The sequence below is a fragment of the Burkholderia diffusa genome (assembly GCF_902499115.1).
GTDB classification, from domain to species: Bacteria; Pseudomonadota; Gammaproteobacteria; order Burkholderiales; family Burkholderiaceae; genus Burkholderia; species Burkholderia diffusa.
Window position 1 is genome coordinate 26,967 of sequence record NZ_CABVPN010000001.1, and the last position, 12,968, is coordinate 39,934.

The window sequence follows — 12,968 nt, forward strand, 5'->3', positions numbered from 1 at the left end:
CTTTCGTTCGCCCGAATACGATCATTCGCTCACACGAAGAGCAAATGATCGTATTCAACAGGAAAGACTGGCACGAACAGGAGACACCGGATGAGCGAATCGTCCTCCGCCCGCGCGCCCGTGCTGCTGCACATCGGCGCGGGCTCTTTCCACCGCGCGCACCAGGCGTGGTATCTGCATCGCGTGAACGCGGCCGTGCCGGCCGACGAACGCTGGTCGCTGACCGTCGGCAACATCCGCGACGACATGCGCGCGACGATGGACGCGCTCGCCGCGCAGCACGGCGAATACACGCTCGAGACCGTCACGCCGCAGGGCGAGCGCGCATACGAGACGGTCCGCGCGATCTCGCGCGTGCTGCCGTGGTCGATCGACCTCGCCGCGCTGATCGACGCCGGCGCCGACCCGGCATGCCGGATCGTGTCGTTCACCGTGACCGAAGGCGGCTACTACCTCGACGAACACAACCGGCTCGACCTCGCGAACGCCGATCTCGCGGCCGACCTGCAGGGCGCGCGCACGACGCTGTACGGCGCGCTCGCGGCGCTGCTTGCCGAGCGCGTGAAGCGCGGCGCGGGCCCGCTCACGCTGCAGAGCTGCGACAACCTGCGCAACAACGGCGCGCGCTTTCGCGCGGGCATGCGCGAATTCCTCGAACGGCGCGGCGAGGACGGCCTGCTCGCGTGGTTCGATGCGCACGTCGCGACGCCGAGTGCGATGGTCGACCGCATCACGCCGCGCCCGACCGCCGACGTGCGCGAGCGCGTGCGCGCGGCCACCGGCGTCGACGACGCATGCCCGGTGATGGGCGAATCGTTCATCCAGTGGGTGATCGAGGACCGCTTCGCGGCCGGCCGGCCGCGCTGGGAGCTGGCCGGCGCGGAGCTGGTGGACGACGTGCACCCGTACGAGGAAGCGAAGATCCGCATCCTCAACGCGACGCACAGTTGCATCGCGTGGGCCGGCACGCTCGCGGGCTACACATACATCCACGAGGGCACGCACGACGCGGCGATCCGCCGGTTCGCGCACGACTACGTGACGCAGGACGTGATCCCGTGTCTCAGCCCGAGCCCGCTCGATCTCGAACGCTACCGCGACGTCGTGCTCGAACGCTTCGGCAACCCGTACGTGCTCGACACGAACCAGCGCGTCGCGGCCGACGGCTTCTCGAAGATTCCCGGCTTCATCGCGCCGACGTTCGTCGAATCGCTCGCACGCGGCGCGGCGCCGGTCGCCACCGCCGTGTTGCCGGCGCTGTTCCTGCGCTTTCTCGAACGCTGGGCGCGAGGCTTGCTGCCGTATGCGTACCAGGACGGCGTGATGGACGACGGTGCCGCGCGCGCGATCGTCGAAGCCGACGACCCGGTCGTCGCGCTGTGCGCAAGCCGCGCGCTGTGGGGCTCGCTCGCCGGCAACGCGGCGCTGTTCGAAGCACTGCGCGCCGGGCTCGCCCGCGTCGACGCATGGCTCGCGCAGCGCTGAAGCGGGACGGCCCGTGGCCGCGCATCCGGGCGAACCTGCGTTGGCAGGTGCGCATGCGTGCGGCTAAAGTAGCGGCTCCCCACTGACGGAACGGATCGCTCATGTATCTCGGCATCGACCTCGGCACCTCGGAAGTGAAGGTGCTGCTGCTTGCCCCGGACGGTACGGTGGTCGGCACCGCGGGCACGCCGTTCAGCGTGTCGCGGCCGCACCCGCGCTGGGCGGAACAGCATCCGGAGGACTGGTGGCGAGGCACGCTCGCCGCGCTCGCGGCGCTGCGCGAACGGCATCCGCAGGCATTCGCGCAGGTGCGCGGGATCGGCCTGTCGGGCCAGATGCACGGCGCGGTGCTGCTCGGCCGCGACGACCGCGTGCTGCGCCCCGCGATCCTGTGGAACGACATGCGCAGCGCCGACGAATGCGCGCTGCTCACCGAACGCGCCCCCGATCTGCATGCACTGGCCGGCAACCTGGCGATGCCCGGCTTCACCGCGCCGAAACTGCTGTGGGTCGCGAAGCACGAGCCCGACGTGTTCGCGGCGACCGCGTGCGTGCTGATGCCGAAGGACTACCTGCGTTTCCGTCTGACCGGCGCGAAGGTGTCCGACCCGTCCGACGCGGCCGGCACGCTGTGGCTCGACGTCGCGCGCCGCGACTGGTCCGACGCGCTGCTCGCCGCGTGCGACATGACGCGCGGGCAGATGCCGCGCATCGTGGAAGGCAACGCGCCGTCCGGCACGCTGCGCGCGGATCTCGCGCGCGAGCTTGGGCTGTCGGAGGCCGTCGTGGTGGCAGGCGGCGGCGGCGACAACGCGACCAGCGCGCTCGGCATCGGCGCGATCCACGCGGGCGACGGCTTCGTGTCGCTCGGCACGTCGGGCGTGCTGAGCGTGGTCGGCGACCGCTTCATGCCGAACTCCGCATCGGCCGTGCATGCGTTCTGCCACGCGATTCCCGATCGCTGGCAACTGATGAGCGTCGTGCTGTCGGCCGCGAGCTGCCTGCGCTGGGTCTGCAAGCTGACGGGCACGGACGAGCCGGCGCTGCTCGCCGAAATCGAGGCGCTCGACGCGGACGCGCTCGCGACGGCGCCGCTGTTCCTGCCCTACCTGTCCGGCGAACGCACGCCGCACAACGATCCTTATGCGCAGGGCGTGTTCTTCGGGATGACGCATGCGACCGAACGCGCGCACCTCGGCTACGCGGTGCTCGAAGGCGTGACGCTCGGCCTCGCGGACGGCCTCGACGCGCTGCATGCGGCCGGCGTCGAAACCGACCGTCTGTCGCTGATCGGCGGCGGCGCGCGCAGCGCGTTCTGGGCGCAGCTGATCGCCGATGCACTGAACGTACGCACGTGCCAGCATGGTGGCGGTGAAACCGGTGCGGCGCTCGGCGCCGCACGCCTGGGCTGGCTCGCCGTCGGCGGCGATCCGCATGCCGTGCTGACCAAGCCGCCGGTGCGCGCCGAATACGCGCCCGATGCCGGCCGTCATACGCTGCTGCGCGAGCGCCTCGACGCGTTCCGCGCGCTGTATCGCCACGTGCGCCCGCTTTACGAACCGTCGCGCGCGCGGCTCGCGTAAGCGGCGACGCGCAGCGGCCGTCGGCCGCTCACCCGGCATGCGTTACAGTGGATGCCCGTTGGGCCGCCCGACGGCCGGCCCAGATCCGAACCAAACCGCTATCGTGTCCAAGTCCTCAGAAAAACTCGATCTCGCCACGCGTGCCGCGTGGCTCTACTACGTCGCGGGCGACACGCAGAACGAAATCGCCGAGAAGCTGCAGGTGTCGCGCCCGGTCGCGCAGCGCCTCGTCGCGTTCGCGGTCGAGAAAAATCTGATCCGCGTGCGCGTCGATCATCAGCTCGCCGACTGTCTCGACCTCGGCGCGCAGCTGTCGAAGCGCTACGGGCTCGCGATGTGCGAAGTCGTGCCCGTCGATGCCGACGCGCCGGAAGCGATCGACCGCAAGCTCGCAGTCGCCGGCGCGCAGGTGATGGAGCGCTACCTGAACGAGACGCGACCGATGGTGATCGCCGTCAGCAGCGGCCGGACGCTGAAGGCCGTGGTCGCGCAGATCGCGCAGATCGAGCGGCCGCAGCACCGGCTCGTGTCGATGGTCGGCGCGATCGCGGCCGACGGTTCGTCGAACCGCTACGACGTCGCGCAGTACATTTCCGAAAAAACCGGCGGCAAGCACTTCCTGCTGCCCGCGCCGCTGTTCGCCGACAGCGACGCCGAGCGCGCGCAATGGTGCAATCATCGGCTGTACCGGATCGTCGACGCGCTGTCGGCGCAGGCCGACGTCGCGTTCGTCGGGATCGGCAACATCGGCCCGCACTGCCCGCTCTACGAGGACGGCTTCATCACCGAACAGGAACGCGACGAGATGACCGCGCGCGGCGCGGTGGCCGAACTGCTCGGCGTGCCGATCGATGCGCAGGGCAAGCTGGTCGACGTGTCGACCAGCGCGCGCGTCACGAGCGTCGCGCTCGACACGCCGCCGAAGCGCCCGACGATCGCGTTCGCCGGCGGCCCGAAGAAGCGCGACGCCGTGATCGCCGCGTTGCGCGGCGGCTGGCTGTCGGGGCTCGTCACCGACGAGACCTGCGCGCGCGCCGCGCTCGACGCGAAGGCGGACTGACGCCGCAGTCGAACATTCAGGCCGCGCGCGGCGCCGGAAACGCATGCCTGCCCGAATTCTTCGTGCGCAGTTTGACGACGGCGCGCTGCGCGCGGTGCTCGACGAACACGTCGCGAGCCGCACGCCGTTCTACGCGCTGTGGCCGTCAGGCCGCCATCCGACGCCGAAGCTGCGCGCATTCGTCGATTACATGGCCGCGCACCTGCACCTCTGACCGAAGTCGACCGTCACGCCGCCTTCGCGTGCGCGCTCAGCCGGCGCAACGCCTGCCCGTGCTCGTCGAACAGATGGCAGTGCTCGGCCTGCGCGTGCACGTGCAGCGCCTCGCCGGTGCGATACGTGTCGAGCGGCGGAATCCGCGCGATCAGGCCGTCGGGCGCGACCGCCGACTCCGCATACAGATACGCGGCATCGCCGAGCGACTCGACGGCCATCGTCCGCGCGGCAACGCCCGCGGCCGCCGTGTCCACCAGAAGGTGCTCGGGCCGCACGCCGACCGTCACTGCCGCACCGCGCTGCAACCCGGCCGCCTCGACCGCGACGCGCTGCGTCTCGCCGCTGTCGAAACGCACGAGCACGCCAGTCGCATCGACCGACTCGACGGTGCCCTTCAGGAAGTTCATCTTCGGCGAGCCGATGAAGCCTGCGACGAACAGGTTCGCCGGCGCGTGGTACAGCGCGTTCGGCGTGCCGACCTGCTGCACCGCGCCGCCCGACAGCACGACGATCTTGTCGGCGAGCGTCATCGCCTCGACCTGGTCGTGCGTCACGTAGATCATCGTCGTCTTCAGCTCGTCGTGCAGCCGCGCGAATTCCAGCCGCATCTTCACGCGCAGCGCCGCGTCGAGGTTCGACAACGGCTCGTCGAACAGGAACACCTTCGGTTTGCGCGTGATCGCGCGGCCGATCGCGACGCGCTGTCGCTGGCCGCCCGACAGCTGCTTCGGCTTGCGGTCGAGCAGGTGATCGATGTGCAGGATCTTCGCGGCCTGCTTCACCGCCTGGTCGATCTCGGGCTTCTTCGCGCCGGCGAGCTTCAGGCCGAACGCCATGTTGTCGTATAGCGTCATGTGCGGGTACAGCGCATACGACTGGAACACCATCGCGATGCCGCGCTTCGCGCTCGGCACGTCGTTGACCTTCGCGCCGTCGATCAGCAGGTCGCCGCCCGAGATGTCCTCGAGGCCGGCGATCATCCGCATCAGCGTGGATTTGCCGCAGCCGCTCGGCCCGACGAACACGACGAATTCGCCGTCGGCGATGTCGAGGTTCACGTTGCGCAGCACTTCGGTGTCGTCGTAGCGCTTCGCGATGTTGCGCAGGAGCACGCTTGCCATGATCTGTCTCCGTTCGTTCGTGATGCGCCGCGTTCGACGCGGCGCGCAATCTTGCCAGGTTAGTTCGGCAGCACGGCACCCGTCGCCTGCCAGCGCGCGACGTAGCCGGGCAGCTCGTGCATGTCGTCGAATACGTGACGCGCGCCGATCCCGCGCAGCGCGTCGATCTGCGCGGCCGACGCATGCCCGCCGCCGATGAAGCCGAGCACGGTCATGCCGGCCGCGGCGGCCGCGGTGATGCCGGTCACGCTGTCCTCGACGACGAGGCATTGCGCGGGCACCGCGCCGAGCGCGTGTGCGGCCGCGAGATACACGTCGGGCGCGGGCTTCGGCCTGGCGACGGCGTCCGCGCAGAACAGCCGGTCGCCGAAGAAGCGCGCGAGGCCGGTGCGGGTGAGCGCCGCCTCGACGTATGCGCGGTAGCTGTTGCTCGCGCATGCCGTCGTCAGACCGATCGCGGCGAGTGCCGCATCGATGCCGTCGACCATCGGCGCGTTGACGGCCGCCGCCTCGACCGCGCGGCGGATCGCGTCGACGTCGCCCGCCGTCAGCGTGCGGCCGACCGCCTCGCTCGCGCCGGCCAGCACGCGCTCGATGCGCAGCCCGAGCAGCGGCATCACGGCCGGCCGCGCGTCGACGCCCGGCCAGCGCGCGTCCAGCTCGCGCACGATCACGTCGGCGGCGACGGCCTCGCTGTCGATCAGCACGCCGTCGCAATCGCAGATCAGCACGTTCATCCCGTGGCCGACCGCGCCTTTTCCGCCCATGCCTTCGCCGGCCGCGCTCATTTGACCGCCCCGAACGTGAGCCCGCGCACGAGCTGCTTCTGCGACAGCCAGCCGACGATCAGGATCGGCGCGACGGCCAGCAACGAAGCTGCGGACAGCTTCGCCCAGAACAGCCCCTCCGGACTCGAGTACGACGCGATGAACACGGTCAGCGGCGCGGCGTTCGAGCTCGACAGGTTGATGCTCCAGAACGCCTCGTTCCACGACAGGATCACGAGCAGGAGCGAGGTGGACGCGAGACCCGGCAGCGCCATCGGCATCAGCAGGTAGACGATCTCCTGCCACGTCGACGCGCCGTCGATGCGCCCCGCTTCGAGGATGTCCTTGGGGATTTCGTTGAAGTACGTGAAGGTCATCCAGACCGCGATCGGCAGGTTGATCAGCGTGTAGACGATCACCAGGCCCGACACGGTATCGAGCAGCCCCGCGTTCTTCCACAGCAGGTAGATCGGCACGAGCACGCCGACCGACGGCATCATCTTCGTCGACAGCATCCACAGCAGCACCTTCTGCGTGCGGTGGTTCGGGAAGAACGCCATCGCGTAGGCCGCCGGCACCGCGAACAGCAGCGAGATCACCGTGACGCCAGCCGAAATCAGCACCGAATTCCACGCGAACGCGAAGTAGTTGCTGCGCGCGAACACCTCGCGGAAGCTGTCGAGCGTCGGCATGAAGAACAGCGTCGACGCATACGCCTGCTGCTCGGTCTTGAATGCGGTGATCGCCATCCAGAAGATCGGGAAGAACAGCAGCAGCGCGAGCAGCCATGCGAGCGTGCCGGGCAGCGCGCGCCGCACGCGGTCGAACGGGGCCGGCGCGCGCCGGCCTTCGAAGGTCAGGTCGCTCATTTCTCGTACTCTCCCTTCAGGTTGCGCGCGAGCATCCGCACCAGGAAGAACGACACGACGTTCGCAACCACGACGGCGATGATCCCGCCCGCGGATGCGAGGCCGACGTCGAACTGCTGCAGGCCAAGCGCATAGATCAGGTACGACAGGTTGGTCGTCGCGTTGCCGGGGCCGCCGCCCGTCGTCGTGTAGATCTCCGCGAAGATCGACAGCAGGAAGATCGTCTCCATCATCACGACCACGGCGATCGCGCGCTTCAGGTGCGGCAGCGTGATGTAGAAGAACATCGCGATCGGGCCCGCGCCGTCGATGCGCGCGGCTTCCTTCTGCTCCTGGTCGAGCGACTGGATCGCGGTGAACAGGATCAGGAACGCGAACGGCAGCCACTGCCAGGCGACGATGATGATCACGGCGGTGAGCGGGTAGTCGGCGAACCAGTCGATCGGCGTCATCCCGAACGCACGCATCGCGTTCGCGACGAGCCCGTACACCGGATGAAGGATCATGTTCTTCCAGATCAACGCGGCGACCGTTGGCATCACGAAGAACGGCGCGATCACGAGCAGGCGCGCCACGCCCTGCCCGTAGAACTTGCGGTCGAACAGCACGGCCATCAGCACGCCGCCGACCACGGTGATCGCGAGCACAGCGCCGATCAGCACGAGCGTGTGCCAGATCGCGGGCAGGAACGACGGATCGGTCGCGAGGAAGCGGTAGTTGTCGAACCCGGCGAAGCCCTTCACGTCCGGGTTCAGCAGGTTGTAGCGCGAGAACGAATACCAGATCGTCATCGCGAGCGGGATCGACATCCACAGCAGCAGCACCGCGACGGACGGTGACACCAGCCAGCTGGCGCCGCCGCGCGCGCGGCGCGGCGCGCCCGGCGGCGACGACGCATCGCCGACCGACGGCGCGTGGCTCAGGGGAAGACGCAAATGACGCATGATCGGAGTCCCTCCGGTTGAGGCGCGGGCGCGAATGGCCGCCCGCCCTGTCTGCTTCGGCGACGTGCACCGTGCGCGGCAGCGCGCACGGCGGGGGCCGCGTTACTTCTTGTAGCCGGCCTGGCGCACCGCGCGATCGGCGGCGGCCTGCCCGGCGGCGAGCGCCTGGTCGACCGTCATCTGGCCGGCCACCGCACCCGCGATCGCCTGCCCGACCACCGTGCCGAACGACTGGAATTCAGGAATCCCGACGTACTGCACGCCCGTGTACGGCACCTTCTTCAGCGACGGATCGTTCGGGTCGGCCGTCTCGATCGCCTTCAGCACGAAGTCCGAGAACGGCGCGGCGGCCTTGTACTCGGGGCGCTGGTAGGTCGACGCGCGCGTACCCGGCGGCACCGACGCCCAGCCTTCGTCCTTGCCGACCATCTCGATGTACTGCTTCGACGTCGCCCATGCGATGAACTTGCGCGCGGCATCTTGCTGCTTCGACGTCTTCGGCACGGCCAGTGCCCACGCCCACAGCCAGTGCGAGCCCTTCGGCGTGGCGGCGACCGGCGCGGCCGCGAAGCCGACCTTGTCGGCGACCTGCGACTGCTGTTTGTTATAGAGCATCCCGGCCGCGACCGTCGCGTCGATCCACATCGCGCACTTGCCCGATGCGGTCAGGGTCAGGTTCTCGTTGAAGCCGTTCGAGCTCGCTCCCGGCGGGCCGTCCTTCTTCAGCAGGTTCACGTAGAAATTGATCGCCTTCTTCCATTCCGGCGACGTCAGCTGCGCGTTCCAGTTCTCGTCGAACCAGCGCCCGCCGAACGTGTTCACGACCGTCGACACGTACGCCATGTTCTCGCCCCACCCGGCCTTGCCGCGCAGGCAGATGCCGTAGGTGCCCTTCGACTTGTCGGTGAGCTTGTCCGCGAATTCGGCGATCTGGTCGTAGGTCGGCTGGTCGGGCATCTTCAGCCCCTTCGCCGCGAACAAGTCCTTGCGGTAGAACGTCATCGAGCTTTCGACGTAGAACGGCAGCGCATACAGCTGGCCGTTGTACGACAGGCTGTCGCGCGCGGTCTTCACGATGTCGTTCAGGTCGTAGTCGGCGGGCAGTCCGGTCATCGGCGCGAGCCAGCCGCGCTTGCCCCACTGCGGCGTTTCATACGTGCCGATCGCCATCACGTCGAACTGGCCGCTGCCGGTCGTGATGTCGGTGGTCGCGCGCTGGCGCAGCACGTTTTCCTCGAGGATCACCCAGTTCAGCTTGATGTCCGGGTTCGCCTTCTCGAACGCCGGCGACAGCTTCTTCAACTCGATCATGTCCGGGTTGTTCAGCGTCGCGATCGTCAGCGTGCCGGCCGACGCCGCGCACGCAGCCGTCGCGAGCGCGGCTCCGGCGAAGCAGCGTGCGGCGGCATCGAGCATCTTTCGTTGCATGGCATGTCTCCTGTGATTGTTCGAACTGTCGTCGGTGTTGCGTATTGCGTGTTGCTTGTTTCGTGTTGCCGTGTTTCCTTCGCGACCCGTCACGACGGCCGCTGCATCCCGCACGCGCGCGCATAGTGCGCGATCACGTCGCGTATCCGGTGGCGCACCCATGCGCGCGGCTCTCTCGCGAGGCCGCCCGCGCGGCAAGCCGCGTACACGTCCGGCAGCCACTGCGCGACGAGCGTCTCGGGCACGGGCTGCCGCGCAAGGTTGTCGAACAACTGCTCGACCGCCGCCGCGACGGCCGGCTGCAGCCAGTAGTAGCGGATCCGGTCGCTGTAGCTGAACTGGCGCGCGAGCCGCTGCTCGGTTTCGTCGCCGCGGTAATACGGCGCCCAGTGCTCGGGTTGCGCGCGCATCGCGGCGTCGACCACGTCGCGCAACCGCGAGCGCTGCGCGACGTCGACGATCAGCGCGTCCTCGATGAAGGTGAGCGCGAACAGCGCCTCGCGCAACGCGAAGGTCAGCGCGGGCCCAACCTTCAGCACCGCGAAGTGGTCGCGCACGAGCGCGGCGAGTGCGCCTTCGGTCTGGTAGTCGGTCGAATGCGCTTCGAACACGAGGCGCGGCGTGCGCAGGATGCTCGCACCAAGCGACGCGGCCTTCGCGCTGTCGTAGTCGAGCACGTGGCGATCGTCGAAATCGACGCCCGGCTGCGCGACAATCGCGACCACGCGCGTCCATGCGTCGTCGAGCCCCGCAGCCGCGAATGCGGCGCGATGCGCGTCCAGCGTCGCGGCGATGCTGTCGCTGCGCGTGACCGCGATCCGCGCGATCCCATCGCCGCCCGTGTCGCCTGCCACTTCGCCGCCCGGCGTCGGCACCTCGGTGCCGATCACGTAGACGGGCGCAAGGCCGGCGCGCGCCGCCGCGTCTTCGGCCGCGCGGCACAGCTCGGCCGCGCGGGCGGCAATCGTCCGGTCGTCGAGCCGCTCCGGATCGTCCGCGCACGCCATGCTCGCGTCCAGGTGGATCTTCTCGAACCCGGCTTCGACATACGCGGCGACCATCGCGGCCGCTTCGCGCATCGCATCGGCCGCGCGACGGTGCCGCCACGGGTTCGGGCCCAGATGGTCGCCGCCGAGCACGAGCGCCGACGGCGCGAGCCCGCAGCGCTGCGCGATCGCATCGACGTCGCGCCGGAAATCGGCGGGCGTCATGCCCGTGTAGCCGCCGAGATGGTTCACCTGGTTACAGGTCGCCTCGATCAGGAGCGGCGAGCCGTCCGCGCGCGCGGCCTCGCATGCGGCCTCCAGCACGAGCCGGTGCGCGCTGCAGATCGAATAGATGCCGCGCTGCGCATCCGCGCGGTTCGCATCGAAGATCATCCGCAGCACGGCGTCGGCGTGCGCGTTGCGCGGGCGCTCGGCGACGGGGGTCAGGCCGGACATGCGATACCTCGTTCGGTCAGGAAGCGGTCGATTTCAGTCGCGCTGCTGTTGCCCTCCATCGGGCCGCGCCGCGTGACCGCGATCGCGCCGGCCGCGTTCGCGCGGCGCAGCGCGACGTCGATCGGCAGGCCGGCGACGAGGCTCGCGACCAACGTGCCACCGAAGCAGTCGCCGGCACCGGTCGGATCGAGTTCGTCGACCGGCCAGGCCGGCACGTCCACACGGCTCGCACGGTCGAACGCGGCGCTGCCGGCCGCGCCGCGCTTGAGCACGACGCGCTCGAGCAGCGGATGCGTCGCGAGCAGCCCGGCGATCGCGCGCTCGGCCGGCTGCGGCCCGCAGAAGTACGGCAGGTCGGCCTCGCTCGGCAGAAACAGATGGCAAGCGGCGAGCATCGTGTCGAGCGCCGCGCGCATCGGACGGAAGCTCAGCATCTCGGGCCGCACGTTCGGGTCGAACGACACCTTCGCGCCGACGCGCGCCGCTTCGATCACGCCGCGCTGGACGGCCGCGATCGCCGATTCGCTCGTCAGCGACGAGCCCATCACATGGAAGTAGCGGCAACCGTCGAACATCGCGGTGTCGACGTCGGATGCGTCGACGCACGCGGCCGCGCTGGTCGACAGGCTGAACACGAAGCTGCGCGAACCGTCGTCGCGATACGCGACGAACGCGGTGCCGGTCGGACGCGCGACACGACGGATGCGCGCGACGTCGACGCCGTCGCGCTCGAGCCGCGCGACGATCGCGTCGCCGAACGCATCGCGGCCGACGCAGCCCGCATACGCGACGCGCGCGCCGAGCCGCGCGGCCTGGTCGGCGAAGATCGCCGGCGCACCGCTCGGAAACGGGCCCGCGAACAGGCCCGGCGTGTCGAAACCCTGGCCACGCTCGGCGGCGACGAATTCGGCCAGCAGTTCGCCGGCCACGACGATTTCGGCCATCATGCGTGCCCTCGTGCGGCGGCGGCCGCACGCGGCGCGGACGCCCGGGTTGCGCGTGCGAGCGGCGTCATGTCAGCTCATCCAGTTGCCGCCGTCGACGTTCAGCGTCTGGGCGGTGATGTAGTCGGCGTCGGCCGACGCGAGGAACAGCGCGGCGCCCGTCAGGTCGCCCGGCACGCCCATCCGGCCGAGCGGCACGGCTTCGCCAACGAGCCGCTTCTTCTCGCCGAGCGGCCGGTTCTCATAGCGCGCGAACAGCGCATCGACCTGCTCCCACATCGGCGTGTCGACCACGCCAGGCGCGATGCCGTTCACGTTGATCCGGTGCGGCGCGAGCGCGAGCGCGGCCGACTGCGTGTAGCTGATCACCGCGGCCTTGGTCGCGCAGTAGTGCGAAACGAGCGCCTCGCCGCGACGCCCGGCCTGCGACGACATGTTGACGATCTTGCCGCCGCGCCCCTGTTCGACCATCCGCTGCGCGACGGCCTGCATCAGGAAGAACAGCCCTTTCACGTTGACTGCGAACAGCCGGTCGAACACGTCCCAGGATTCGTCGAGTATCGGGCGCATGTCGAACAGCGCCGCGTTGTTGAACAGGATGTCGACGCCGCCGAACCGCTCGACGGCGGTGGCGACGATCCGCGCGATATCGTCGCGTCGCGTGACGTCCGCGGTGACGGCCACCGCGCGGCCGGGGTTCGCCTCGATCAGCCGTGCGAGCGAACCGCCCGCGGGCTTCACGTCGACCAGCACGCAGCGCGCGCCCTCGTCCAGATAGCGTTGCGCGACCGCTTCGCCGATGCCGCTGGCCGCACCCGTCAGGATCGCGACCTTGTCTTCCAGTCTCACTGGTTGTCTCCGGTTCGTTCTGCTGTACGAAGGCCGCGAGGTGAGCGAACGCTCGCCGACCGATCAATTGCTCTCTTGTTGGTCGAATGATCGGATACGCGATTCACGCTGTCAAGGCGACACGGCGGCTTTCGATGATGCGCTGCGGCACGACTGCGCCTTGCCGGGCGCGGAGAACCGCGCCCGGCAAGGCGCGGCGCGCTGGGTGCGGCGCGGCTGAAACGGCGATGAAGGGGACACAGCCGGTGCGCGGGGCAGAA

Annotated in this window: 12 protein-coding genes and 1 pseudogene; 5 read left to right on the forward strand and 8 right to left on the reverse strand. The window is 69.5% G+C overall.

Annotation, left to right across the window (positions count from 1 at the left end):
* The first annotated feature begins 90 nt into the window (after window positions 1–90).
* The 4 genes and pseudogenes from dalD to BTE28158_RS00150 all read left to right on the forward strand — a co-directional run.
* Window positions 91–1,485 (forward strand): D-arabinitol 4-dehydrogenase, encoded by a 1,395-nt coding sequence (dalD, locus tag BTE28158_RS00135; RefSeq protein WP_059607969.1) that lies wholly within the window; start codon window positions 91–93, stop codon window positions 1,483–1,485.
* 101 nt (window positions 1,486–1,586) lie between these two features.
* Complete coding sequence (gene xylB / locus BTE28158_RS00140; protein ID WP_124621446.1) at window positions 1,587–3,068, forward strand: xylulokinase; 1,482 nt, start codon at window positions 1,587–1,589, stop codon at window positions 3,066–3,068.
* Between the two features lie 37 nt (window positions 3,069–3,105).
* Window positions 3,106–4,128, forward strand: a complete 1,023-nt coding sequence (locus tag BTE28158_RS00145) for a sugar-binding transcriptional regulator (protein ID WP_174919604.1) — start codon at window positions 3,106–3,108, stop codon at window positions 4,126–4,128.
* Window positions 4,129–4,148: 20 nt separating this feature from the next.
* Window positions 4,149–4,342, forward strand: a pseudogene (locus BTE28158_RS00150) (LysR substrate-binding domain-containing protein); the annotation flags it as partial.
* A 13-nt stretch (window positions 4,343–4,355) separates the two neighbouring features.
* On the opposite strand, the gene BTE28158_RS00155 reads toward BTE28158_RS00150, so the two are convergent.
* From BTE28158_RS00155 to BTE28158_RS00190, 8 genes are all read right to left on the reverse strand, one after another.
* Window positions 4,356–5,465 carry an ABC transporter ATP-binding protein gene (locus BTE28158_RS00155; RefSeq protein ID WP_151052022.1) on the reverse strand — a complete coding sequence of 370 codons (1,110 nt, stop codon included), beginning with the start codon at window positions 5,463–5,465 and terminating at the stop codon, window positions 4,356–4,358.
* 59 nt (window positions 5,466–5,524) lie between these two features.
* Entirely contained in the window at window positions 5,525–6,253 is a 729-nt protein-coding gene (locus BTE28158_RS00160; protein WP_124900984.1) for an HAD family hydrolase, read from the reverse strand.
* Window positions 6,250–7,101, reverse strand: a complete 852-nt coding sequence (locus BTE28158_RS00165) for a carbohydrate ABC transporter permease (RefSeq protein WP_151051482.1) — start codon at window positions 7,099–7,101, stop codon at window positions 6,250–6,252. The genes BTE28158_RS00160 and BTE28158_RS00165 overlap by 4 nt, the downstream gene beginning before the upstream one ends.
* Window positions 7,098–8,045 (reverse strand): carbohydrate ABC transporter permease, encoded by a 948-nt coding sequence (locus BTE28158_RS00170; RefSeq protein ID WP_059607960.1) that lies wholly within the window; start codon window positions 8,043–8,045, stop codon window positions 7,098–7,100. Before BTE28158_RS00170 ends, BTE28158_RS00165 begins: the two co-directional genes overlap by 4 nt.
* Before the next feature lie 102 nt (window positions 8,046–8,147).
* Window positions 8,148–9,473: an ABC transporter substrate-binding protein gene (locus BTE28158_RS00175; RefSeq protein ID WP_124621435.1), complete on the reverse strand. Its 1,326-nt coding sequence runs from the start codon at window positions 9,471–9,473 to the stop codon at window positions 8,148–8,150.
* A gap of 89 nt (window positions 9,474–9,562) precedes the next feature.
* A complete protein-coding gene (locus BTE28158_RS00180; RefSeq protein ID WP_059607958.1) occupies window positions 9,563–10,915 on the reverse strand; it encodes a D-tagatose-bisphosphate aldolase, class II, non-catalytic subunit in 1,353 nt (450 codons plus the stop codon).
* Complete coding sequence (locus BTE28158_RS00185; protein WP_151051488.1) at window positions 10,903–11,859, reverse strand: sugar kinase; 957 nt, start codon at window positions 11,857–11,859, stop codon at window positions 10,903–10,905. Before BTE28158_RS00185 ends, BTE28158_RS00180 begins: the two co-directional genes overlap by 13 nt.
* 72 nt (window positions 11,860–11,931) lie before the next feature.
* Window positions 11,932–12,708 (reverse strand): L-iditol 2-dehydrogenase, encoded by a 777-nt coding sequence (locus tag BTE28158_RS00190; protein WP_059607957.1) that lies wholly within the window; start codon window positions 12,706–12,708, stop codon window positions 11,932–11,934.
* On the opposite strand from BTE28158_RS00190, the gene BTE28158_RS00195 reads away from it, so the two are divergent.
* On the forward strand, window positions 12,692–12,928 hold the full coding sequence (locus tag BTE28158_RS00195) for a hypothetical protein (protein ID WP_151051484.1): 237 nt from the start codon (window positions 12,692–12,694) through the stop codon (window positions 12,926–12,928). The two genes, BTE28158_RS00190 and BTE28158_RS00195, sit on opposite strands and share 17 nt — an antisense overlap.
* Window positions 12,929–12,968 lie beyond the last annotated feature (40 nt).

Excerpts from the sequence above, each read along its gene's own strand:
- dalD (WP_059607969.1), top strand. The coding sequence starts at position 91 with ATGAGCGAATCGTCCTCCGCCCGCGCGCCCGTGCTGCTGCACATCGGC.
- BTE28158_RS00180 (WP_059607958.1), bottom strand. The coding sequence starts at position 10,915 with ATGTCCGGCCTGACCCCCGTCGCCGAGCGCCCGCGCAACGCGCACGCC.
- BTE28158_RS00165 (WP_151051482.1), bottom strand. The coding sequence starts at position 7,101 with ATGAGCGACCTGACCTTCGAAGGCCGGCGCGCGCCGGCCCCGTTCGAC.
- BTE28158_RS00175 (WP_124621435.1), bottom strand. The coding sequence starts at position 9,473 with ATGCAACGAAAGATGCTCGATGCCGCCGCACGCTGCTTCGCCGGAGCC.
- BTE28158_RS00185 (WP_151051488.1), bottom strand. The coding sequence starts at position 11,859 with ATGGCCGAAATCGTCGTGGCCGGCGAACTGCTGGCCGAATTCGTCGCC.
- BTE28158_RS00155 (WP_151052022.1), bottom strand. The coding sequence starts at position 5,465 with ATGGCAAGCGTGCTCCTGCGCAACATCGCGAAGCGCTACGACGACACC.
- BTE28158_RS00160 (WP_124900984.1), bottom strand. The coding sequence starts at position 6,253 with ATGAGCGCGGCCGGCGAAGGCATGGGCGGAAAAGGCGCGGTCGGCCAC.
- BTE28158_RS00170 (WP_059607960.1), bottom strand. The coding sequence starts at position 8,045 with ATGCGTCATTTGCGTCTTCCCCTGAGCCACGCGCCGTCGGTCGGCGAT.
- xylB (WP_124621446.1), top strand. The coding sequence starts at position 1,587 with ATGTATCTCGGCATCGACCTCGGCACCTCGGAAGTGAAGGTGCTGCTG.
- BTE28158_RS00145 (WP_174919604.1), top strand. The coding sequence starts at position 3,106 with ATGCGTTACAGTGGATGCCCGTTGGGCCGCCCGACGGCCGGCCCAGAT.